The sequence below is a fragment of the Pantoea sp. M_9 genome (assembly GCF_008631385.1).
Classification (GTDB): domain Bacteria; phylum Pseudomonadota; class Gammaproteobacteria; order Enterobacterales; family Enterobacteriaceae; genus Pantoea; species Pantoea eucrina.
This window is the reverse complement of sequence record NZ_VWUF01000004.1, coordinates 73,877-96,363: the sequence shown is the minus strand read 5'-3', so window position 1 is coordinate 96,363 and position 22,487 is coordinate 73,877. Positions and strand designations below refer to the sequence as shown.

Sequence of the window (22,487 nt, the reverse complement as noted above, 5' to 3'; positions counted from 1 at the left end):
AAGGATATTAGATGAACAAAAATCGCTACCGCGTCATTTTTAACACAGTCCGCGGCATGCTGATGGTGGTGCCGGATATTGCTAAATCAGGCCGGGCCGGCAGCGCACGCGCTTCAGGTCTCAGCCACACGCTTAGCAGCCTCACTGGCAGAGTCGGCGCATTATGTTTTAGTCTCTGGCTGGCGATGGGCGTGATACAGCCTGCCAGCGCCGCCATTGTGGCAGATGCACAGGCGCCTGGCGGCCAGCGGCCCACGATAGTAAACAGCGCCAGCGGTACGCCGCAGATCAATATCCAGACGCCCTCCGCAGGCGGTGTTTCCCGCAATACGTATAGTCAGTTTGATGTCGGAAAGCGGGGAGCGATCCTCAACAACTCCCACAAAAATGTTCAGACCGGACTCGGCGGGATGGTAAGCGGCAATCCCTGGCTGGCCCGGGGCGAAGCCAAAGTGATCCTGAATGAGGTTAACTCGCGCAATCCCAGCCGCCTCAACGGCTTTATTGAAGTCGCGGGTCAGAAAGCCCAGGTCGTTATCGCCAATCCGTCCGGGATCACCTGCAACGGCTGCGGATTTATCAATGCCAGTCGCGGCACCCTGACCACCGGACAGGCGCAGCTCAACAATGGCAACCTGACCGGCTTTAACGTTGAACGCGGTGAAGTGGTGGTCGAAGGGGCGGGGATGGACAGCTCACGCCAGGACTATACCGACATTATTGCCCGCTCGGTGAAGGTCAATGCCAGCGTCTGGGCCAGGGATCTTCGCGTCACCACCGGACGAAACAAGGTGGATGCCGCACACCAGCAGGTCACGAAGCAGAGCGACGAGCGCGCTACAGAACCCCGGATGGCGCTTGATGTCTCCAGCCTGGGCGGCATGTATGCCGGAAAAATCCGTCTGGTCGGCACGGAGAGGGGCGTCGGCGTTCGCAATGCGGGCAATATTGGCGCGCAGGCGGGTTCGGTGGTCATCACCGCTGATGGCCGCATTGAGAACAGCGGCGCTATTCAGAGCCGTAGCGATCTGCAGCTCGCCGCGCGGCAAGGGATCAGCAACAGCGGTACGATCTTTTCTGGCGGAAAAGCGTCGGTAACCAGTGCGGCAGATGTGCAGAACCGCGGCTCTGTTGTGGCACGCAATGACGTTACGCTGCAGGCTGGCAGCCTCAACAGCACGGCTTCAGGCGTTCTCGCGGCAGGTGTGCAGGATGACGGCAGACCCGGTGAATCGGGCAATCTGACCCTGACGACAACGGGCCAGCTTCGCGCGCAGGGGAAAAACCTGGCCGGCGGCAGCCTGAGCGCACGCGGGCAGACTATTGACCTCAGCGGCAGCCGTACCGAGGGTAAAAACCTGACGCTCGACGCCCGCGAGGGCGATATCGTGACGCGCAGCGGCACCCTGACCGCGCAGCAGCAGCTCACCGCGCGCACCGGAAAAATGCTGAACAACGATGGCGCCACGCTGATAGCCAGCAAGCTCAACCTGCAGGCGCGCGATCTCTCCAGCCAGCAGGGTCAGATCCTGCAAACCGGGCGTGACGATCTCACGCTCAGTTTCGCGGGCAGCCTGAATAATCAGGGCGGCCGTATCGCGACTAACAGTGACAACCTGACGCTCAATGCGGCTGCGATCGATAACCAGTCGGGTGACATCACCCATACAGGCCGCGGCACACTGTCGATCACCACCGGTAATCTGCGCGGCAGTAAGGGATCGCTGCGCTCAAATGGTCAGCTCACCCTGCGCGGTGGCGATGTCGATCTTGATAGCGGCACCACCTCGGCCCGGCAGATTGATATCAACGCGGACAGCCTGGCGAACCGGCAGGGCTTGATCGCGAGTGAAGGCGATCTCAGCCTGCGAGGCGCGCAGCTGGCTAATCAGCAGGGCGTTGTGAGGGCGGGTAAGACGCTGCGCGTCACGGCGGATGTGCTGCAGAATGCTCAGGGCAGGATAGTCAGTAGCGACACCGGGCATGTGGATGCCCGCTTACTGGATAACCGTGACGGTCAGCTGGTGGCGCAGCAGGCGCTGACGCTGCGCGGCGATACGCTCGATAACCGGGACGGCGGCCTTATCCAGAGCGGTGCGCAGCTTGATATCGGCGCAGAGACGCTGCTTAATCAGAACAGCGGCGAAAAAGGTGGTGTGATCAGCCAGGGCGACATGCTTATCCGCGCCGGACAGATAAACAATACGCAGGGTCTGACGCTGAGCGGAAAAGCGTTGCAACTGGCGGCTGACGGCCTGAATAATGCCGCTGGCGCGCTGGTGGCACAGGAGCAGCTCAGCCTCGACACGCACTCCACGTTCAATAACCGGGCAGGTCTGCTGCAGGGCGGTAGCGTGCTTATCGACAGCCACGGCCAGGCGATCGATAACCAGAGCGGCACCCTCTACAGCCTTAGCGATCTTCATCTGCACAGCGGCGCGATCGACAATCAGGCCGGAACCGTGGGCGCGAAAGGCGATCTTACGCTGCAGAGTGGCGGAGTGGATAACCGCAGCGGCGGGCGCATCGTCAGCGAGCAGGCGGCTTCGCTGGAAATGACTCATCTGGATAACCGTGGCGGAGAGATCCAGAGCATTGGCGATCTGCTGGTGAGTGCGCAGAGCACGGTAGACAATGCGGGCGGCCTGATTCGCAGCGGCGCGAACGCCGTGCTGAACGCATTGCAGCTGAACAATCAGGATACTCAGGGTGATCAGCAGGGTATTGAAGCGGCCAGCCTGCGGATTAACAGCGACGATGTGTTCAATCAGCGTGGCATGTTACTGGCCGATCGGCAACTGATCATCAACAGCCGTGGCTCGGTCGATAACCGGCAGGGTGCGATTTCGGCCGGAGAAGATCTGCTGCTGCAGAGCAATGACCTGATGCCGGAGAGTCGCCTGCGCAGCTTCAGAGTGGCGCAGCCTCAGAGCAATAGTCTGACGCTGGAAAATCGGGAGGGCGTTCTCAAAGCGGGCCGATCGCTGACGATCCGTGCCGATCGCCTGGAGGGTGACGGACAGATTCTCTCCCTGGGTGACATCACGCTGGTCAGCCAGCAGAGCCTGAACAACCGCGGCGAGATGATTGCCAACGGCAATTTCAACTTCACAACCGCAGGCGACGTTGATAACAGCGGTAAACTGCTGGCGGGCGGCAAGCTCGATCTGCGCGCCACCCACCTGCTGAACGCTGCCACCGGCGAGATTAATGCCGGACAGAACTGGCTGACGCTGAGCGGACAGCTGACCAACTATGGGCTGATCGACGGTAAACAGACGCTGCTGAAGGCGTCGGTGCTGACCAATATCGGCAGTGGCCGGATCTATGGCGACAGCGTTGGCGTGCAGGCTGATATTTTCAACAACCTGGCGGAAAACGGCACTGCCGCCACGCTGGCGGGACGTGAGCGGGTGGATATCGGCGTGCAGACGCTGAACAATCGTGACCACGGCCTGATCTACAGTGCCGGCGATATGGCGCTGGGCGGCGAGCTGAATGCTGACGGCCTGGCAACCGGCAGAGCGGCTACCCTCAATAATCACAGCTCCACCATCGAGTCAGCGGGCAACATGCAGATGGCTGCCGGTGAAATCAATAACGTCAACGATCGTTTCAGCACCGGGCTGGTAACCGTCTCTTCGGAGGCGATTATCGGGTATCAGCACTCGGGCGATACCGTCCGCTGGAAAGCCGGCGAGCCAGGCGTCTTTGTTGACCGCAACTCAGCCGACTCACTGCTTAATCTCAACACGCCAGGCAACACCGGCAGCAATAACGATAACTTCTACCAGTATGACTACACGCGTACGGTGCAGGAGACGCAGATCGCCGAAAGCGATCCGGCGAAGATTATCGCGGGCGGTGATTTGACGCTAAACGCTGACCGCGTGCTGAACGATAAGAGTCAGATTATCTCGGGCAATACGCTGACGATAAACGCGCGCGATCTCAATAACGTCGAGGTGGCGGGCCAGCGAATCACGACTGACGTCGGTAAGGTGACTCACTACAAGCGCATCCGTCATAAAGGTGGCGACGAGCAGGGCGACAGCACATCGGATTACACGCCGCCGGACGTGATTGAGACGATTGCCCTGAAGCCAGGAGAGCTGGTCGATCACGGTGAACTGAGCGGCAACCCCCTTTCGCTCGCCCCGCAGAGCACAGAGGGTACCGACGCCACGACGGGCCGCGCGGGCGGCGTGAATGCCCATATCACAGGCAGCATGCCTGACATTGCCGCTCTGCTTAAACCCGGCCAGCATTTTGATGTGCCCGGCAGCCAGGGGGAGAACGCGAGCGTGATCCGCATCGTCGGGCCCGATACGCGCCTGCCGGACAACAGCCTGTTCAGAACCAATCCCTCTCCCGGCGGTAAATATCTGGTAGAGACCGATCCACGCTTTACGCAGGAGAAGCAGTGGCTGAGCAGCGACTATATGCAGGACGCCCTGACGCAGAACAGCGATAACGTACTGAAGCGTCTGGGTGACGGCTATTACGAGCAGCGGCTGATCCGGGAACAGGTTATGAACCTGACAGGGCAGCGCTACCTGGGCGGCTTCAGCAACGACGAAGATCAGTACAAGGCGCTGATGAACAACGCTATCGCCTTTAGTCAGCGCTATCACCTGACGCCAGGCGTGGCGCTGACGCCTGAGCAGATGGCGCTGCTGACAAAAGATATTGTCTGGCTGGTTAACGCGCAGGTCAGACTGCCGGATGGCTCCAGCCAGACGGTGCTGGTACCGCAGGTGTATGCGCGCATTCAGCCAGGCGATGTCGATGGCAGCGGTGCGCTGATTGCGGGCCGCAACCTCAACCTGAACCTGGGTGGTGGCCTGTTTAACAGCGGTACGCTGGCCGGGCGCGAAGTGGTGAAGCTGAGCGCCGGTAATATCACCAACATGGCGGGAACGATTAAAGGCGCCAGTGTCGATCTTCTCGCCCGCGCAGATATCAATAATATCGGCGGCGCGATCGAGGCAACCGACTCGCTGCTCGTCAGCGCCGGACGGGATATCAATACCGTCAGCACAACCCGCAGCGTGAGCAGCCGGAACGGTGAGAACCAGTTCGACCGGACCACGGTGGATAGCGTGGCAGGCATGTACGTGCAGGGCGACGACGGCCGGCTGATACTGCAGGCCGGACGTGATATCACTCTCACGGCGGCGCAGGTGGTTAACAGCGGCGAAAATAGCCAGACGGTGATTAAGGCCGGACGCGATCTGACGCTCAATACCGTCAGTACGGCGAGCCGGGACGCGCTTGTCTGGGATAGCGATAACAGCCTGAAGCAGGGCAATACGCAGGAGATCGGCAGCGAAGTCGTCAGCAAGGGCGATCTCTCGCTGCTGGCAGGCAACGATCTTCATGCCCGCGCGGCCACCCTGTCGGCAGATGTTGCGCTGGCGCTGACCGCCGGACATGACGTCACACTGACAAACGGCGAGAACACCCAGGATCTGGACGAGCGGCAAAAGACGACGGGCAGCAGCGGCTGGCTGTCGAAGAGCACGACAATCACACGCGATCAGATTTCGCGTCAGACGGCGCAGGGGAGTTCGCTGAATGGCGACACTATTTCCGTGGCGGCGGGCAACGATCTGCGCGTACAGGGTAGCCAGATAGCGAGTACCGACGCTCTCTCCCTGCAGGCGGGGCACGATCTCAGCGTTACCGGAGCGACTGAACGCAACAGCGAACAGCATCTGGCGCAGGAGAAAAAGAGCGGGTTTTCCGGCACCGGCGGTATCGGCTTCAGTTACAGCAAACAGAGCCTGAAAACCACCGACACCGCGCAGGAGACGACCAGCCAGGGCAGCACCGTGGGCAGCGTGAACGGCAGCGTGTCCCTGACGGCGGGCAACCGGCTGGATATCAACGGCTCCGATCTTATCGCGGGCAAAAATCTGACGCTGGACGGTCGCGAGGTGAGCATCACCGCAGCGGAAAACCAGAGCAGCCAGACGCACCGGGTGGAGCAGAAAACCTCGGGTCTGACGCTGGCGCTTTCCGGCACGGCAGGCAGCGCGCTGAACACGGCGGCGCAGACGGTGCAGGAGGCGAAGTCTGCCGACAGCGGACGGCTGGCGGCGCTGCAGGCGACCAAAGCGGCGCTCAGCGGCGTGCAGGCGATGCAGGCCGGCCGGCTGGCAGAGGCGCAGGGCGACAGCCCGGAGAACAACAACGCCATCGGCGTCAGCCTCTCTTACGGCAGCCAGTCTTCCACTTCCACACAGCGCAGCGAGCAGCGCACCGCACAGGGCAGCAGCCTGACGGCGGGCGATAATCTGAGCGTGGTGGCGCGCGGCAGCGGCGTGAAAGGCGACGGTGGTGACCTGACGGTGCAGGGCAGCCAGCTGCGGGCGGGCAGAGACCTGCTGCTGTCGGCGAACCGGGACCTGAACCTGCTGTCGGCCGCGAACACCTCGTCGCTGGAGGGTAAAAACGAGAGCCACGGCGGCACGGCGGGCGTGGGCATCGGCGCGGGTCAGGGCGGCTGGGGCATCAGCGTTTCCGCCAGCGCAAATAAGGCAAAAGGCAGCGAGCAGGCCAGCGGCGTCACCCACACGGAAACGCAGGTGAGCGCGGGCCGTGAGGTGACGCTGATAAGCGGGCGCGACACCACGCTTCAGGGCGCGCAGGTGAGCGGCGAAAAAATCAGGGCGGACGTGGCGCGCAACCTGACGCTGACGAGCGAGCAGGACAGCGACCGCTACGACTCGAAGCTGCCCCCGGCGCTGGCGCTCTGCTGCTTCGAGTNGAAACGCAGGTGAGCGCGGGCCGTGAGGTGACGCTGATAAGCGGGCGCGACACCACGCTTCAGGGCGCGCAGGTGAGCGGCGAAAAAATCAGGGCGGACGTGGCGCGCAACCTGACGCTGACGAGCGAGCAGGACAGCGACCGCTACGACTCGAAGCAGCAGAGCGCCAGCGCCGGGGGCAGCTTCACCTTCGGGTCGATGACCGGCTCGGCGAACGTGAACCTGAGCCGGGATAAGATGCACAGCACCTGGCAGAGCGTGGAGGAGCAGACCGGCCTGTTCGCGGGGAAAGGCGGCTTTGACGTGACGGCTGGAGGACACACGCAGCTGAACGGCGCGGCTATCGGCTCGACGGCGACGGCGGATAAAAACCGTCTGGAGACGGGCACGCTGGGCTGGCGCGACATCGAAAACCGGGCGGACTATAAGGTGGAGCATCAGAGCGCGGGCGTGAGCACCGGGGGCAGCATCGGCGGCCAGTTTGCGGGGAACATGGCGAACGGGCTGCTGACGGGGGCGAACCACAGCGNGGCTGAGCCGCGACGCCGCGCACGCGAACCAGACGCTGTCGCCGATATTCGATAAAGAGAGGGAGCAGAACCGGCTGCAGGCGGCGCAGCTGATAGGTGAGATAGGCAACCAGGCGGCGGACATCACGCGTACGGAGGGGCAGATAGCGGGCGAGAGAGCGAAGAGGGACCCGGCCGCGCTCCAGGCCGCGAAGGAAGCGCTGGCCGGCAAGGGCAACCTGACCCCCGCCGCCGGGGAGATAGCGGAGCAGGCTTATAAAACCGCCGCGGCGCCTTTCGGCACCGGCAGCGCCCTCCAGCAGGGCATTCAGGCGGCGACGGCTGCGGTACAGGGCCTGGCGGGAGGCAGCCTGGCGCAGGCGGTAACGGGCGCGGCGGCACCGTATCTGGCAGAGGTTATTCATAACCAGACGCTGAACGCGGACGGTTCGGTGAACGTGCAGGCGAACCTGATGGCGCACGCGGTGGTGGGGGCGGTGACGGCTTACGCGGCGGGGAACAGCGCGCTATCGGGGGCGTCGGGCGCGGCGATGGGCGAGTACATCGCACAGCAGATGTATCCCGGCACTGACCGCAGCGACCTGACGGAGACGCAGCGCCAGACCATCAGCGCGCTGGGAACGCTGGCGGCGGGCCTCGCGGGCGGAGTAGCGGGCGACAGCACGGCGGGCGCGGTGGCGGGCGCGCAGGCGGGGAGAAATGCGGTTGAGAANGGCACTGACCGCAGCGACCTGACGGAGACGCAGCGCCAGACCATCAGCGCGCTGGGAACGCTGGCGGCGGGCCTCGCGGGCGGAGTAGCGGGCGACAGCACGGCGGGCGCGGTGGCGGGCGCGCAGGCGGGGAGAAATGCGGTTGAGAATAATGCGCTGGGCGCAATGGCTGGTTCTGATCTTGGGTTCTGGCTGGGTAAAACACCGGATGCGACGACAGAAGATAAAGCGAAACTGGCTGGTGATATAGCGAAGGGTAATGCAATTGTCTCCGCAGAACTGGCCGGAACAGTCGGATTAGGTGTGCTGCCAAAAGGAGCACAAATTACAGCGGTAATCGGTGGTGGCGCTAATACTATTATTCAATATGTGGTAAATGGTGAAGTAAATTATACCGATGCACTGATAGCTAGTTGGGTTGGTGCGGCCACATCGAATACCGGACTGTTAGGAATAGTCGGCTGGAATGCAGCGGGGGGCGCAACCTCAAACTATATTAAAGGTGATGATCCTTTATCTGGGGCAATTATAAGTGGTGGCTCTGCGGGCATAGGATATGGTTTAGGCTAGGCAATTAAAGGACCTCTTGACAAAGTGAACAATCCTAACTGGAAAAACTGGGAGTGGGTTGATATGGGAATGGGGGTGAGTAAACCAATTCCTTTAGATCCGCGCCCTGCTGTGATAGGGAATATTATCTCCTCTGGTTCAACGGAAGGTATTGGTCAGGGCGGGCCTAAAGCTGTTAGTTCTTCAAAAGAAGGAGCGAAATAATGCGTAACCTTCTCAGGTTAATTACTACTATATTGTTTATCGTATTAATCGTCACCGTTGGGGTTTTTATTAGTCGAGCTTTATTCTATTTTCTTGAAATAAGAAGCTTTAACATACCTTTCATTGATATATTAAAGGTTAGTCTTAAATCTGGTGTGGCAGGAGGATTAGTAGGTGGTGTAGGCATTTATCTTATTCCTTATTTTGCTACAAAAATGCCCAGGCGATAATATAGATATAATTGAATCACGGCCTTAGTGCCGGATTTTTACTTTATAAATCAGCCAGTCACCCTTTATTCGCCAGCCGGATCACAGGGTGCCGTTCCGGCTCCGGCGGGCCGCGCCAGCCCATGCCCGGCAGACGGTTCACCAGGCCACAGATAAGCTGTGACCCGTCTCCCGCCGCGATGTACAAGCAGTAATGACAGCGCGTAAAGCACTGTTGAAATGCACGGGAGCAGGCGTAATGCCAGTATAGGGCGGTAGCGTGCTCCGGGCCGGAAAAGCGCGTCGGGAAAAAAGTTGGAGTCCTGAAAACGCTTCAGCAAAAACTGCTTCTAACTGACGGAAAGCACAGGGAAAAAAGGTTTTCGTCGCCAGACTGTACACCGGGAAGCGTTGTTGTTGAGAATAATTTTCTCGCTGATATCGCTCAGGCGCAGTCTGAAGGCAAGACGCTTGAGCAGAAGGCCGGTGAGTACGTTGAGGCCGAAAACGAGCGCTATAAGAAGGCCAACTGTGGCGGCATGAGCGCCGAAACCTGCTCAGTGAAAATGTACAACGAGCGGCGTGAAGCGCTGAAAGCAACGGCTTCGCTGAGCGTTGATTTTGTAACGATTGTGAGCGATATCAAAGGTTTTGCGGAGGCGCAGTCGGCTATTGACTATCTGGCAGCGATCCGTGGCGCCTTTCGGCACGGGCAGCGCTCTTCAGCAGGGCATTCAGGCGGCGACGGCGGCGGTGCAGGGCCTGGCGGGGGGCAGCCTGGCGCAGGCGGTAACGGGCGCGGCGGCACCGTATCTGGCAGAGCAGATACACAGGCTGACGGAAGGCAATCCGGAAGCGAATCTGATGGCACATGCTGTTGTGGGCGCAGTGGTTGCGCAGGCATCAGGTAACTCAGCCCTGTCCGGTGCAGCAGGTGCAGCGAGCGCATCCGCTGCAACTTCCGTGATAGCGAAAACGCTCTATGGCACTGATGACTACAGCAGGCTGAACGAAACGCAGAAACAGACCATATCCGCTCTTAGCACACTGGCAGGCGGGCTGGCCGGAGGACTCACCGGAGACAGCGTGGCTTCGGTCGTGTCTGGCGCACAGGCCGGGAAAAACACATCTGAAAACAATGATATGTTCAGCCTGCCGAAAGGAATGACTGATTATGGACAGTCAGCGTCAACGTTAGGAACCTCACTGGCAAACAGCGGAGTTAAAGCAGAAGAGATTAACGCTGCGCTGAGTAAAAATGCGCAGGGTGATTTGCCTGCTGGACAGAATGCAGCAACCGGCTTATTAACGGCATGGGGTGCAGGCGCAGCGACGATTGTGGCACCTGTTCTGTTACCTGCTGCAGCAACGGCGGGAAATGTTATTGGTGCAGGTGCAATCGGTGGTTCGGCGAATGTTTTTAATCAGCTGAACAGCGGGGGACCATTCAGTGCCACTGATGCGCTCATTGCTACTGGTGTCAGTGCATTAACACAGGGCAAAGGTTTTTTGTTCACAGAAGCAGCGAGTATTACCGGAGCGTATGTGGGAGCTAGCTTGCAGGGGAAAGATGCTGCAGCTCCTATGATCGGAGCAGGTTTAGGAACCCTTGGTGGTACAACTATAGGTAAAGGTGTAGATAAGCTGCAAACCATAATTCCTCAATCTACTATACCAAAAATAACAGAGCAGTAGCTGAATCTGCTGGTTCTGAATATCTTGGAAATTCCGCACAGAATTTGGCTGAAAAAATTCAGCAGAAAATGGAGAAAGACAGTAATGCAAAATAGTAAGCTTAAGCTCTTATTATTATTAATTTCCTCATGGATAGTGGGTATTTTCATTATTCTTGTCGGTGGCCGAGTGCTTATATCTCTGGCATCCTATTTTTTAGTGGGTGATTTTTATTTTTATAGAACTGATTTAATTAAAGGTGCTGAAATATCAATCGGATGCGGGGTTATCATTGGTTTAGGGCAATGTCTCATGTCGAAAGAGAAACCTGCCTCGTCTTCAAATTCTAAGTGACCTATGAAAATCCCGGCCTTGATGCTGGGATCTCTTTTAACATGCCGATCCCCCTTCAGCCAGCTGGATAATCAATTGCTTTGCAGTCGCACCACGATCTTAGTCCTACCGGGGCGACTGAACGCAACAACGAACAGCATCTGGCGCAGGAGAAAAGAGCGGGTTTTCCGGCACCAGCGGTATCTGCTTTTAGTTACGGCAAACAGAGTCTGAAAACTACCGACGCCGCGCACGCGGACCAGACGCTGTCGCCGATATCCGATAAAGAGAGGGAGCAGAACCGGCTGCAGGCGGCGCAGCTGATAGGGGAAATCGGCAACCAGGCGGCGGACATCGCGCGCACGGAGGNCGGCTGCAGGCGGCGCAGCTGATAGGGGAAATCGGCAACCAGGCGGCGGACATCGCGCGCACGGAGGGGCAGATAAGGGCCACGAATGCCGGTAAGGCGGAGCTGGCCTCAAAGGATATCAGAGAGCCGGGCGAAGGCGCGCCGAAGGCGGAGTGGGCTGACTACAACAAAGCGCTGGCCGCAACGGACAGCTATAAAGCCGCCGCGGCGCCTTTCGGCACCGGCAGCGCCCTCCAGCAGGGTATACAGGCAGCGACGGCGGCGGTGCAGGGCCTGGCGGGGGGCAGCCTGGCGCGGGCGGTAACGGGCGCGGCGGCACCCTACCTGGCAGAGGTTATTCATAACCAGACGCTGAACGCGGACGGTTCGGTGAACGTGCAGGCGAACCTGATGGTGCACGCGGTGGTGGGGGCGGTGACGGCTTACGCGGCAGGTCTCGCGGGCAAATAGCGGGCGAGACGGACCCGGCCGCGCTGGCCGAAAAAGGCTATCGTTGCATCTCTGGCTGATGCATCTGGGCTGAAGCGTGTGGCAGAGAAAGCAGTGGGAATGCGGCGGCTGAATAGCCTTCAACATCTGAAAGAGTATCAGCCCTGGTACTGGCTTATCCGGCAGTTTGCGCCAGCAGAAATCGGGCCAGAGTCTGGATCGGTTATAGGATTTACTTTGTTCGCAGCCGCCGTCATAAAAAAACCGCCCGCAGGCGGTTTTTAGTCAGCTCAGCGCATAGCGCTACTCGCGCGTTTTGCCCTCTTCAATAAACTCTTCATCAATCTCTTCGGCGTTGTCGCGGTTATCGCGACCGGAGAGGAGGTTCCAGCAGGCGATGAACAGAGCGGCAATCAGCGGGCCAATCACAAAGCCGTTGATGCCGTAGATTTCCATGCCACCCAGCGTGGCGATCAGGATCATATAGTCCGGCATCTTGGTGTCTTTGCCTACCAGCAGCGGGCGCAGAATGTTATCTACCAGGCCGACAATCACCACAAAGAAACCGACCAGGAAGAGGCCTTTCCACAGCGCGCCGGTGGCAAAGAAAAAGATCGCTGCCGGCACCCAGACGATGGCGGATCCGACCGCCGGGATAAGCGACAGGAACGCCATCAGCGCGCCCCACAGCAGGCTGCCGTCGATGTCAGTGATCCAGAAAGCAAAGCCGCCCAGAACACCCTGAACAATCGCCACCACCACGGTCCCTTTCACCGTCGCGCGCGACACCGCAGCAAACTTCATCAGCAGATGATGCTTCACATAGGTGGAGAGCGGTAGCGCTTCGAGGATCAGCCCCACCAGCCAGGCACCATCTTTCAGGAGGAAGAACAGTAAATAGAGCATCACGCCAAAGCTTACGGTAAAGGTAAACGTGCCTTTACCAATCAGCAGCACGCTGCCCGCCATATACTGGCCACCTTTCAGCGCGAACTCAGAGAGCTTTTGCTGAATCTGGGCAGAGTTGTTGAGATCGTGGTCGGCCAGATAGCGCTGCGCCCAGCCCGGCAGATGCTGCAGCAGCTCAGCAAACACTGTCGGAAACTGCGCTGAATTATTCTGCAGCTTGACGTAAACGGTATTGATCTCCACCACCAGCGATGAGGTGATGATCGCCAGCGGCGTAAATACAATCAGACAGATAATCATCAGCGTAACAAAAGAGGCAAGCCCGTTACGGTCGCCCATTTTACGCCGCAGCAGCACCTTCAGCGGGGCAAAAATCACCGCCAGGATAGCCGCCCAGAGAATGGCAGAAAAATAAGGTGACAGCACATCAAAAAAGGCGATGGTGACAATCGCCAGGATAAGAATAAAGAAACCGATATTTAAGCCTTTAACACGCATTCCATAGCCTCGCAAATAACCGTAGCGAAAGAACTATAGAACGGCTGGCGCAGAATGTAATCTGTTTCACATGATTGAATGCAGTAACGGATAAAAATCTGTCCTGAGCCTGAGCCTGAGCCTGAGCCTGAGCCTGAGCCTGAGCCTGAGCCTGAGCCTGAGCCTGAGCCTGAGCCTGAGCCTGAGCCTGAGCCTGAGCCTGAGCCTGAGCCTGAGCCTGAGCCTGCGCCTGAGCCTGAGCCTGAGCCTGAGCCTGAGCCTGCGCCAAACCGGAGAACCCTATGCTTGAACTGCGACCTAACTGTGAGTGGTGCGATGCCGATTTACCGCCGGAAAGCGCGGAGGCACGTATCTGCTCATTTGAATGCACATTCTGCGCAACCTGCGCTGAGCATGTTCTGCTGCAGCGCTGTCCGAACTGCAGCGGCGAACTGGTTCGTCGCCCGATACGACCTGCCGCAGCGCTGGTGCGGCATCCGGCTTCTCTGCTGCGGCACATCCGGCAGCCGTAATTCCGGCGCGCGCAATGAGTGACCAGTAGATAATTAATTAAGCTGCTTATAATGTTATCCGCAGTGAAACCACAGATCAGAAAGGGCAGTTATTTTCCTGTTGCCAGCCCCAAAAGGTAATTATTTTAATTTTATGTTTTTTATGAGATTTTAATTCCGCCACTGGCGTGAGGTCAGAGCACTGACCTTATTTATAAGCAGTGTTAATCTGCCCGGCAGCGTTAAGTAATATTCCTAAATCCGATTAATTTTATTTATTGTTTTGGCGGTGAAGTGTTATTCTGCGCGCGCAATGCTGGTGATGTGGCGTTGTGTGCTTCAGTTTTACCCTCTGATTTGCAGGGTTTCCCTGTTTCTGAATAATGAAACATTTTTATTTACCCGATCCCTGCGGTCGGGTTTTTTTATGTTTTTTTCTCTGCGGTACTTATTTGTATCCGGCCAGACATCTTCGTTAAGAAAGCGCTAAGGCAGTGTAATTTACTGTAATAATGGAGTTTTTAAGAATGAAAGAACTATTATTCGCTGCGTGACTGGTTAATAGTCTCTGCCGGCAGCGCACTTATTGCTGCTGTGATGGAGACCATGATGAAAAAAATTAAAACGCAGATCGCTATTTCCCTTATTGCATGCAGCACGCTGTTTTCTGCGCTGAGTCAGGCAGAAGGTCCTGGCGGTCCCCGCTGGAATACACATGAAAGCCAGCATGCATCCGGGCGGGAAGCCGATCGCCGTGGGCCAGGTAATGAGCGTCACGGCGAGCGGGGCGGGCCGGAAGGGCATCATCACGCTGACCGCTTTGCCTGGCAGGGGCATGAGTTCCGGCGCGGCCAGCCGATGCCACCCGCCTATCGCGGTGCCGGATACCGCGTGGATAACTGGCGCGATCGCGGCCTCACCGCACCGCCGCGCGGTGAGCACTGGGCCTTTATCGACGGCAATTATGTGCTGGTAGCGGCTGCAACCGGCATCATCACCGCTATATTACTCAACGGCGCCTTAGATTAATCTCTTGCCGGGAGGAACCACGCCTCCCGCTATGCTTCTGCTTTCACCCTTTGCCAGGCTATTCTGTGAGCTACCGCTAATACACATGTGCTAAGGAGTGATGATGGCCGCAGTAAAAATGGTAGCAGTGGATATGGATGGCACCTTTCTGGATGACCGTAAGCAGTATGACCGTCCGCGGTTCATGGCCTGCTACCAAAAGATGAAACAGCGCGGTATCCGGTTTGTCGTCGCCAGCGGCAATCAGTATTACCAGCTGAAATCCTTTTTTCCGGAAATAGCCCATGAGATCGCGTTTGTTGCGGAGAACGGTGCGTGGATCCTCGATAGCGAAGAGGAGCTTTTCTGCGGCGCGTTCAGCCGTGAGGCGGTGAACGCCGTGCTGGATACGCTGCAGCAGGGTAACTATCCCGGCCTGCGCTTTCTTATCTGTGGTCGCAACAGCGCCTACTACTTTGCCGGTGCGGACGCGCAGTGGCTGCAGAAGATGCGGCATTATTGTCATCGCCTGCGGCCCATTGAGACGCTGGATGAGATTGCCGACGATCGATTGTTTAAATTTGCCCTGAACCTCTCTGATGACTATGTGCCGGTTTTAATGGCAGACATTGAGCGGCTGCACCAGGGATCGGCTGCGGCCACCTCCAGCGGCCACGGCTCAGTGGATTTGATTGTGCCTGGCCTCCACAAGGCCAACGGACTGCGTCTGCTGCAGCAGCGCTGGGGGATTGAGAGCAGCGAAGTCCTGGCATTCGGCGATGGCGGCAACGATCTGGAAATGCTGGCGCAGTCGGGATTTAGCTTTGCGATGCAGAACGCGCCGGCGCGGGTGAAAGCCGCGGCGCGCTATGTCACCGCGGATAATAATCATGCTGGCGTGCTGCAGGTCATCGAGCAGATGCTGGCGGGTGAGGGCCCGTTCGTCTGAGCAGAGCGCGCCGGCAGGATCAGAGAACGCGCCACGCCTGAACAAGCATGTCGGTCATCTGCGCGCTGTTATAGGTTACCCAGCTATTTTTACTGTTGGCGCGTGCGACAATCCAGTCCACCTCTGTGGCAGAGAGCGCTGGCCCCTCCTGCCAGAACGGGACAATAGCGTGCTGCTGCAGCCAGGCTTTTAGCGCCAGCGGGGCAGGCGCGGAGACGCCGGGCATCAGCTGCGCCGCAAAGGTGCTCATCAGGCGCTGCTGTTCAGGGTGGTCGCTTTCTGCCAGCTGATCCAGAAACGGAAACAGCAGGCGGCCGCAGGCTTCACCATGGTGAATCGCTTTGATCGCTCCCAGCTCGCCTGCGATGCCATGGATCACTCCCAGGCCGGCGCTGCTCAGGCAGAGGCCGCCCAGCCAGGACGCCATCATCATTGCCTCGCGCGCCTCGTCACCCTGCCTGTCAGCGCGGTTCAGGTACGGCCAGGCCTGAAAAAATAGCCGCAGGCCGCTGAGCGCCATCTGCTGAGTAAATACGTTGCCTTTCTTCGACAGGTACGCTTCGAACAGATGCGTAAAGGCGTCAATTGCGCAGGTAGCGAGGAGGCTATCAGGTGCGCCGCGCAGCAGGTCGGGATCGAGAATCGCGACGGAAGGAACAAAGTTCGGATGGCGCAGCGACGCTTTTATTTTGATGTGCTGCTGATCGGTGACCACAGCGTTTTGCGTGACTTCACTGCCGGTGCCGGCGGTAGTGGGGATGGCGATCAGCGGCAGCGTGTCGCCCTGCACCGGCGTATCCCCCACTTTTTCCAGGTAGCGCGCCGTCGGCAGCGGATGCTCTATCATGGCGCAGAACGCTTTTGCCGCATCCAGCACGCTGCCGCCGCCAATCGCCACTACCCGCTTAACCCGTCCGCGCCAGCGCGCAACCCAGACGTCAATCTCTTCCGGAGAAGCCTCATGACTGACTATTTCATAGTCCTGGATAGCGTGTTGCAGCTCACCCTTCAGCTGCTGCCACGTCTCGCTATTGAGAAATGAGCGGCCGCAAAACAGCAGCGCAGGCTGCGGCTCCTCAGCCAGCAGCGCGGGCAGCGTGCGAATGCTGCCGCGTCCGCACAGGGTTCGCTGGTTACTGTAAAGTGCAATCAGGTTCTCACTCACCTGTCTATCCTTTCAAATGATTTCAGGCAGCCAGTGTAGCGAAAAGCGCTGCTGACGCAGGTATAAACGCCGCCAGCTTAATGAGCAAAAGTTGATCGCCTTCGCAAAAACAAAATTCAGCCCGCCGCTCTGATGTTACCGGCCCGGTATTGCCCTTAACATGATACCGGTAACAGTATGACGCATTTCGCAACATCCGGCCGCATCTGGCCGGTCCGGTAGTACAACGCAACCCGCTGGCAACTGACGCCGCGCGTAAAAAGTGGAGAATAACCATGCCATTACTCTATGTGGCCATCGGTGTAGCGCTACTGCTGCTGCTGATGATTCGCTTCAAACTTAACGGCTTTATCGCACTGATTCTGGTGGCGCTGGCGGTGGGCATGATGCAGGGCATGCCGGTCAATAAAGTGATCGGCTCAATCAAAACCGGCGTAGGCGGGACACTTGGCAGCCTGGCGCTGATCATGGGCTTTGGAGCCATGCTGGGCAAACTGCTGGCTGACTGCGGCGGCGCGCAGCGTATCGCCACTACCCTGATTGCAAAATTTGGTGAGAAGCATATCCAGTGGGCGCTGGTGCTGACCGGTTTTACCGTGGGCTTTGCGCTGTTTTATGAGGTGGGGTTTGTACTGATGCTGCCGCTGGTATTCAGTATCGCTGCCTCAGCGCGCGTGCCGCTGCTTTACGTCGGCGTTCCCATGGCAGCCGCGCTCTCGGTAACGCACGGCTTTCTGCCGCCGCATCCGGGTCCGACCGCGATCGCGACGCTGTTTAACGCTGATATGGGTAAAACGCTGCTTTACGGCACGCTGCTGGGGATCCCTACGGTAATTCTGGCTGGCCCGGTGTATGCGCGTTTTCTGAAAGGCATCGATAAGCCGATTCCGGAAGGGCTGTGGAATCCAAAAACCTTTACAGAAGCAGAGATGCCAGGATTTGGCGTCAGCGTCTGGACCGCGCTGGTGCCAGTGATCCTGATGGCATTGCGTGCGGTGGCTGAGATGCTGCTGCCGAAAGGACACGTGCTGCTGCCTTACGCTGAATTCTTTGGCGACCCGATTATGGCAACGCTGATCGCCGTGCTTATCGCTATTTTTACCTTCGGTCTGAATCGCGGACGCAGCATGGATGAGGTGATGGGCACCATCACCGACTCTATCAAGATCATTGCAATGATGCTGCTGATTATCGGCGGTGGCGGAGCCTTTAAACAGGTGCTGGTAGACAGCGGCGTGGATAAATATATTGCGGGCATGATGCATGCGACCAATCTGTCGCCTATTTTTATGGCCTGGTCGATTGCGGCGATCCTGCGTATTGCGCTGGGTTCAGCCACGGTTGCCGCCATTACGGCGGGCGGGATTGTTGCACCGCTGATCGTGACCAGTGGTGCCAGCCCTGAGCTGATGGTGATAGCGGTAGGCTCCGGCAGCGTTATCTTCTCGCACGTTAACGATCCCGGCTTCTGGCTGTTTAAAGAGTATTTTAATCTCACCATCGGTGAGACGATCCGATCGTGGTCGGCGCTGGAGACGATTATTTCCGTATGCGGTCTGGCAGGCTGTCTGCTGCTTTCTGCTGCGCTGTAATCAGCTTATAACGGGCCACAGAATTGTGGCCCGACAGCCTTAATGTGGCTGCTCAAACCCCGCTTTTACCATCTGCTCGCGCAGTGCGCGGGTAATTTCACGATTGCCTCCCGTTACCGGGTAGATGACATTGTTTACCACATCATCCAGATAGTGTTCATCAAACTCCTGCATGGTCAGCTGCGTACCGCCTTCGTCGTTAATAGCGATACTCCCTTTAATATGGCTGCCGACCTCCTTCGCCTTCAGGCTATAACGTCCCATGCTAGTATTAATCGTACTCATAATTTCTCCTCGTTTCGCTAACAGAGATAACCATTGAGGCCCGTCACAGGCGCTTTAAGTTTAGCGCGTCGAAATCTGCAAAGAGCGCCTGCAGGGCCAGTTAATGGCTGAGCTGCGACCCTGCTCGCAGAAATAGCACGGGCTTATTTATCTGGACGGTGAAGCGAAACGCGTACCGGCAGCGTGCGGCGCGTTCAGGATATTCAGCTATACTCATCGGCGGATGCATAAATTTTCAAACTGAAGGAGCGAATAATGAAAATATTTCTGTGGATTATTGCGATTGTCTTTATTGTCGGGCTGCTGACTATTACGGGTGTATTCAAGCTGATTTTCTGACGTGTTCAGGCACCTGCGGGTGCCTGAAATTGTTATCGCGCATAGCGTACAATAGCCTATCTGACGGCTATTTCAGGCGGTTTAACATCCGAACTGTTTAGCGGCTTTCTGCATACGGCACAGCGTGCGCCGTGATGGGCTGCCGGCTCTGAAGCTTCACTCCGCTGGCACGTATAAAAAAATTTTTTACTGCCGCACTGGCTGCAACAAATCGTCACCGTTTCTCTCCCTGTTCCCCCCGGAAAATAAGAAATATCGCAATCAGACCCTGGCTTCAAATGATTAATTCTGTTTACCTGTATGGTAACAGGTAAAATTTACGTTATTTTATGATAAATAACATTTTTTTTCTTTTGGCTGATTTTCAAAACTGCACTTTATGTCACAAAAGCACTTTTTCTGATTCGTTTAACTCCGGTTTTATTCGTAACGGCTCTCGCAGGTACAATAGGCCCCTTGCATGCGCGTTATTTCAGGCTATATCTGAAAAGGATTACCGCTACTTTTGGCAATTTCAGACGCAAAAATGCAGCAATCACTTTTGCAGAGCAGGCTACAGAGGTTCTGCATGCTATTAAATTTTGCAATAACAGGGTTTTATCCGTGAATCGACACGTTTCAGCAGCCATGTCGGGCTGCGTGTTGACCTTACTGGTCTCATTTTCTGCCTCAGCCGCTACGGCAGGCGCCGCGCTTAAGGCGGGATGGAATAGTTTCAGCGACAATGTGGCCCAGACATGGTCTGCGCCGCAGCATTACGATCTTTATGTACCTGCCATCACCTGGCACAACCGTTGGACGTATGATGATGCGCACATCAGAAAATATAACGAACGGCCGTGGGGGGCAGGGGGCGGCATCTCGCGCTGGGATGATAAGGGGAACTGGAACGGGCTCTACGTGATGGCGTTTAAAGACTCCTTCAACAAGTGGGAACCGATTGCCGGCTATGGCTGGGAAGCGACGTGGCGTCCGCTGCAGGATCAGCGTTTTCATCTGGGGGCTGGCTATACGGCTGGCTTCACCGCGCGCGATAACTGGAAATATATTCCGGTGCCGCTGGTGCTGCCGCTGGCATCCGTAGGCTATGGACCCGCCACGTTTCAAATGACTTACATTCCCGGTACTTATAACAACGGTAACGTCTATTTTGCCTGGCTCAGATTCCAGTTTTAAGCGAGCAGATAAGTGCAAAAGTGTGATGCAAAGACAAAAATCCGATATTTATCACTTTTTCATCAATTCGGACTGGACAAATGCCACTGCAATTGCTGTACTAGATGACGACACAGTTTAGTGTCCATTTTTCATGTAAAGGTAATATAGATGTCCAAGATCAAAGGTAACGTTAAGTGGTTTAATGAGTCCAAAGGATTCGGTTTCATTACTCCAGAAGATGGCAGCAAAGATGTATTCGTACACTTCTCTGCTATCCAGAGCAACGGCTTCAAAACTCTGGCTGAAGGTCAGCGTGTAGAGTTTGAAATCACCGACGGCGCTAAAGGCCCATCTGCTGCTAACGTTACCGCTCTGTAAGTTAACAGTCAGAATTTTAAAAACCCGCCATCAGGCGGGTTTTTTTTATTCTTTTTTCAGTTCTGCCACCAGATGATCAGCCAGGCGGATACTACTACCGCAGTAAAAGCCAGTGCCAGCATCTCTTCCGAAGAACGTGGGATCCAGTTTTTCATTCTACTCGCCTCAGATGTGATTTCCCTCAGCATGCCAAAGCAAGATTAAGTCAGCCTTAAGCTCAGATGACAGAAATATGACGCCGCAGAGTGCGCTCAATGCTTCACAAACCAGAGTTTTAACCACTGCCGCTTGCAGCTTTTCCCGTTCACAGGCTATATAAACATCAGCCCGATACAAGGAGAAGCACTATGCATATACGTGAGGCGCGTCCTGATGACTGTTTCGCCCTGAGCGCGCTGCTGGCTGAGCTTGGCTATAGCGGCACCGGGCACTTTATTGAAGCGCGGCTGGCGCAGCTTTGTACTCATCAGGATGAGATCCTGCTGGTGGCTGAACACGGGACGCAGGTACTGGGATTTTTGTCGCTGCATTTTATTCCGCAGCTGGCGCTGGCAGGTGATTTTGCCCGCATCAGCTATTTTTGCATTGCTGAAGGTGAACGCAGTAAAGGCAGCGGCCAGCAGCTGCTGTCCCACGCTGAGCAGCTGGCGCGGCAGCGAGGTTGCGATCGTATGGAGGTGCACTGTCACGCTTCGCGGCTTAAAGCTAACCAGTTTTACGCACGTGAAGGCTATGTGGAGTCACCGCGCTACCATACAAAAGATCTCTGTTAGCGCATCGGTATCGGAGGAGAGACAATGAGAGCGGCAATGGGGCAGTTCGCCGTCAGCAGCGAATGGCAGGAGAATATCGTCACCTGTCGCAATTTGATGCAGCGTGCGCGAGCAGGAGGAGCCGATCTGCTGGTGCTGCCGGAAGCGGTACTGATGCAGGACAGAGAGCGTCCCGATCGTATTCTGCAGGCGGCCCAGCCGCTTGATGGGCCGTTTGTCAGCGCGCTGCTGGCTGAAAGCGCAGAGAACAGCCTCACCACGATTATGAGCGTGCACGTACCGGCTGCCGCAGGAAAAACGCAGAATGTGCTGATCGCCCTGCGTAACGGCAGGATCATTGCGCACTACGCCAAGCTGCATCTCTATGACGCCTTTGCGATGCAGGAATCACAGCGCGTTACGGCAGGCAGCACTATCCCGCCGCTGATTGAGGTCGCCGGCATGAAGGTCGGGCTGATGACCTGCTATGATATCCGTTTTCCTGAGCTGGCGCGACGCTTGGCGCTGGATGGAGCAGAGGTACTGGTGCTGCCCGCTGCGTGGGTCAGAGGCCCGCAGAAAGAGCGTCACTGGGCGCTACTGACGGCGACCCGGGCGCTGGAAAACACCTGTTATCTGGTTGCCACTGGTGAATGCGGGCCGCGTAATATTGGCAACAGCGTGACGATCGATCCGCTGGGGGTGACGATCGCACAGGCCGCTGAATCTGCCACACTGATCTTCGCCGATCTGGAAGCGGAGCGACTCGCTTACGCACGCCGCATTTTGCCGGTGCTGGAGAATCGCCGCTTTGCCACGCCGCAGCTGCGTCAGGAGTGACCGGTCCGATCTTACTCTGTTACAGAATTGTGTTGAGCGCCAGCGCAGAGTGCGCGTTAATAAGGACTGTCCGTTATACGTGAGAGCTGAAGGTAGAGTATGGAAGGTATCAGTATTGCCAAGCTGCTGATTATCGGTGCACTTATTGTTCTGTTATTTGGTACCAATAAGCTGCGTTCGCTGGGCGGTGATTTAGGATCGGCGATCAAGGGCTTTAAAAAAGCCATGAAAGACGACGACAGCACCGTTGCAAAGAGCAGTGCAGATGAGATCCCGGCAGAGCGCGTCAGCCATAAAGAGTAAAGGCGCGCCCGGGCCG

18 protein-coding genes and 1 pseudogene are annotated in these 22,487 nt (G+C 57.2%); 16 read left to right on the top strand and 3 right to left on the bottom strand.

The annotated features are described in order from the left end of the window. Nucleotides 1-11: 11 nt before the first annotated feature. From F3I15_RS09110 to F3I15_RS09075, 7 genes and pseudogenes are all read left to right on the top strand, one after another. Nucleotides 12-6,785, top strand: coding sequence for a hemagglutinin repeat-containing protein (locus F3I15_RS09110; protein ID WP_150017571.1), 6,774 nt, complete (start codon nt 12-14; stop codon nt 6,783-6,785). 26 nt (nt 6,786-6,811) lie between these two features. Further along, nucleotides 6,812-8,585: pseudogene (locus F3I15_RS09105) on the top strand (VENN motif pre-toxin domain-containing protein); the annotation flags it as partial. A gap of 24 nt (nt 8,586-8,609) precedes the next feature. Continuing rightward, nucleotides 8,610-8,789 (top strand): hypothetical protein, encoded by a 180-nt coding sequence (locus F3I15_RS18335; RefSeq protein WP_223810700.1) that lies wholly within the window; start codon nt 8,610-8,612, stop codon nt 8,787-8,789. Next, on the top strand, nt 8,789-9,019 hold the full coding sequence (locus F3I15_RS09095; RefSeq protein WP_150017569.1) for a hypothetical protein: 231 nt from the start codon (nt 8,789-8,791) through the stop codon (nt 9,017-9,019). Before F3I15_RS18335 ends, F3I15_RS09095 begins: the two co-directional genes overlap by 1 nt. Before the next feature lie 651 nt (nt 9,020-9,670). Continuing rightward, a complete protein-coding gene (locus tag F3I15_RS09085) occupies nt 9,671-10,693 on the top strand; it encodes a VENN motif pre-toxin domain-containing protein (protein WP_223810699.1) in 1,023 nt (340 codons plus the stop codon). 84 nt (nt 10,694-10,777) lie between these two features. Next, the gene (locus F3I15_RS09080; protein ID WP_150017565.1) at nt 10,778-11,026 is read left to right on the top strand and encodes a hypothetical protein; all 249 of its coding nucleotides are present in this window, start codon (nt 10,778-10,780) and stop codon (nt 11,024-11,026) included. 80 nt (nt 11,027-11,106) lie between these two features. Beyond that, complete coding sequence (locus tag F3I15_RS09075) at nt 11,107-11,397, top strand: hypothetical protein (protein WP_150017563.1); 291 nt, start codon at nt 11,107-11,109, stop codon at nt 11,395-11,397. Nucleotides 11,398-12,107: 710 nt separating this feature from the next. Here F3I15_RS09075 and F3I15_RS09070 read toward each other — a convergent pair. Continuing rightward, nucleotides 12,108-13,211 (bottom strand): AI-2E family transporter, encoded by a 1,104-nt coding sequence (locus tag F3I15_RS09070; RefSeq protein WP_071668968.1) that lies wholly within the window; start codon nt 13,209-13,211, stop codon nt 12,108-12,110. 281 nt (nt 13,212-13,492) lie between these two features. Here F3I15_RS09070 and F3I15_RS09060 point away from each other — a divergent pair, with 281 nt between their 5' ends. The 3 genes from F3I15_RS09060 to F3I15_RS09050 all read left to right on the top strand — a co-directional run bounded on the left by F3I15_RS09060 (nt 13,493) and on the right by F3I15_RS09050 (nt 15,659). Further along, nucleotides 13,493-13,723, top strand: coding sequence for a DUF1272 domain-containing protein (locus F3I15_RS09060; protein ID WP_104084652.1), 231 nt, complete (start codon nt 13,493-13,495; stop codon nt 13,721-13,723). Nucleotides 13,724-14,311: 588 nt separating this feature from the next. Further along, nucleotides 14,312-14,731 carry an RcnB family protein gene (locus F3I15_RS09055; protein WP_150017753.1) on the top strand — a complete coding sequence of 140 codons (420 nt, stop codon included), beginning with the start codon at nt 14,312-14,314 and terminating at the stop codon, nt 14,729-14,731. Nucleotides 14,732-14,834: 103 nt separating this feature from the next. Further along, on the top strand, nt 14,835-15,659 hold the full coding sequence (locus tag F3I15_RS09050; protein WP_150017561.1) for a Cof-type HAD-IIB family hydrolase: 825 nt from the start codon (nt 14,835-14,837) through the stop codon (nt 15,657-15,659). Between the two features lie 19 nt (nt 15,660-15,678). Here F3I15_RS09050 and F3I15_RS09045 read toward each other — a convergent pair whose 3' ends face one another. Next, nucleotides 15,679-16,824: an iron-containing alcohol dehydrogenase gene (locus tag F3I15_RS09045; protein ID WP_150017559.1), complete on the bottom strand. Its 1,146-nt coding sequence runs from the start codon at nt 16,822-16,824 to the stop codon at nt 15,679-15,681. Between the two features lie 275 nt (nt 16,825-17,099). On the opposite strand from F3I15_RS09045, the gene gntT reads away from it, so the two are divergent. Beyond that, nucleotides 17,100-18,416 (top strand): gluconate transporter, encoded by a 1,317-nt coding sequence (gntT, locus tag F3I15_RS09040; RefSeq protein ID WP_039383106.1) that lies wholly within the window; start codon nt 17,100-17,102, stop codon nt 18,414-18,416. 39 nt (nt 18,417-18,455) lie between these two features. Here gntT and F3I15_RS09035 read toward each other — a convergent pair whose 3' ends face one another. Continuing rightward, on the bottom strand, nt 18,456-18,701 hold the full coding sequence (locus F3I15_RS09035; RefSeq protein WP_039383108.1) for a hypothetical protein: 246 nt from the start codon (nt 18,699-18,701) through the stop codon (nt 18,456-18,458). Nucleotides 18,702-19,667: 966 nt separating this feature from the next. Between F3I15_RS09035 and pagP the strand changes: the two genes are divergently transcribed. The 5 genes from pagP (at nt 19,668) to tatE (ending at nt 22,471) form a co-directional block, all read left to right on the top strand. Beyond that, nucleotides 19,668-20,216, top strand: coding sequence for a lipid IV(A) palmitoyltransferase PagP (pagP, locus tag F3I15_RS09025; RefSeq protein ID WP_083429514.1), 549 nt, complete (start codon nt 19,668-19,670; stop codon nt 20,214-20,216). A 150-nt stretch (nt 20,217-20,366) separates the two neighbouring features. Then, nucleotides 20,367-20,576 carry a transcription antiterminator/RNA stability regulator CspE gene (gene cspE / locus F3I15_RS09020; RefSeq protein ID WP_010615627.1) on the top strand — a complete coding sequence of 70 codons (210 nt, stop codon included), beginning with the start codon at nt 20,367-20,369 and terminating at the stop codon, nt 20,574-20,576. A 347-nt stretch (nt 20,577-20,923) separates the two neighbouring features. Continuing rightward, on the top strand, nt 20,924-21,349 hold the full coding sequence (locus tag F3I15_RS09015; RefSeq protein ID WP_150017555.1) for a GNAT family N-acetyltransferase: 426 nt from the start codon (nt 20,924-20,926) through the stop codon (nt 21,347-21,349). A 24-nt stretch (nt 21,350-21,373) separates the two neighbouring features. Then, nucleotides 21,374-22,168: a deaminated glutathione amidase gene (locus F3I15_RS09010; protein WP_150017553.1), complete on the top strand. Its 795-nt coding sequence runs from the start codon at nt 21,374-21,376 to the stop codon at nt 22,166-22,168. A gap of 99 nt (nt 22,169-22,267) precedes the next feature. Further along, the gene (gene tatE / locus F3I15_RS09005) at nt 22,268-22,471 is read left to right on the top strand and encodes a twin-arginine translocase subunit TatE (RefSeq protein WP_039383119.1); all 204 of its coding nucleotides are present in this window, start codon (nt 22,268-22,270) and stop codon (nt 22,469-22,471) included. Nucleotides 22,472-22,487 lie beyond the last annotated feature (16 nt).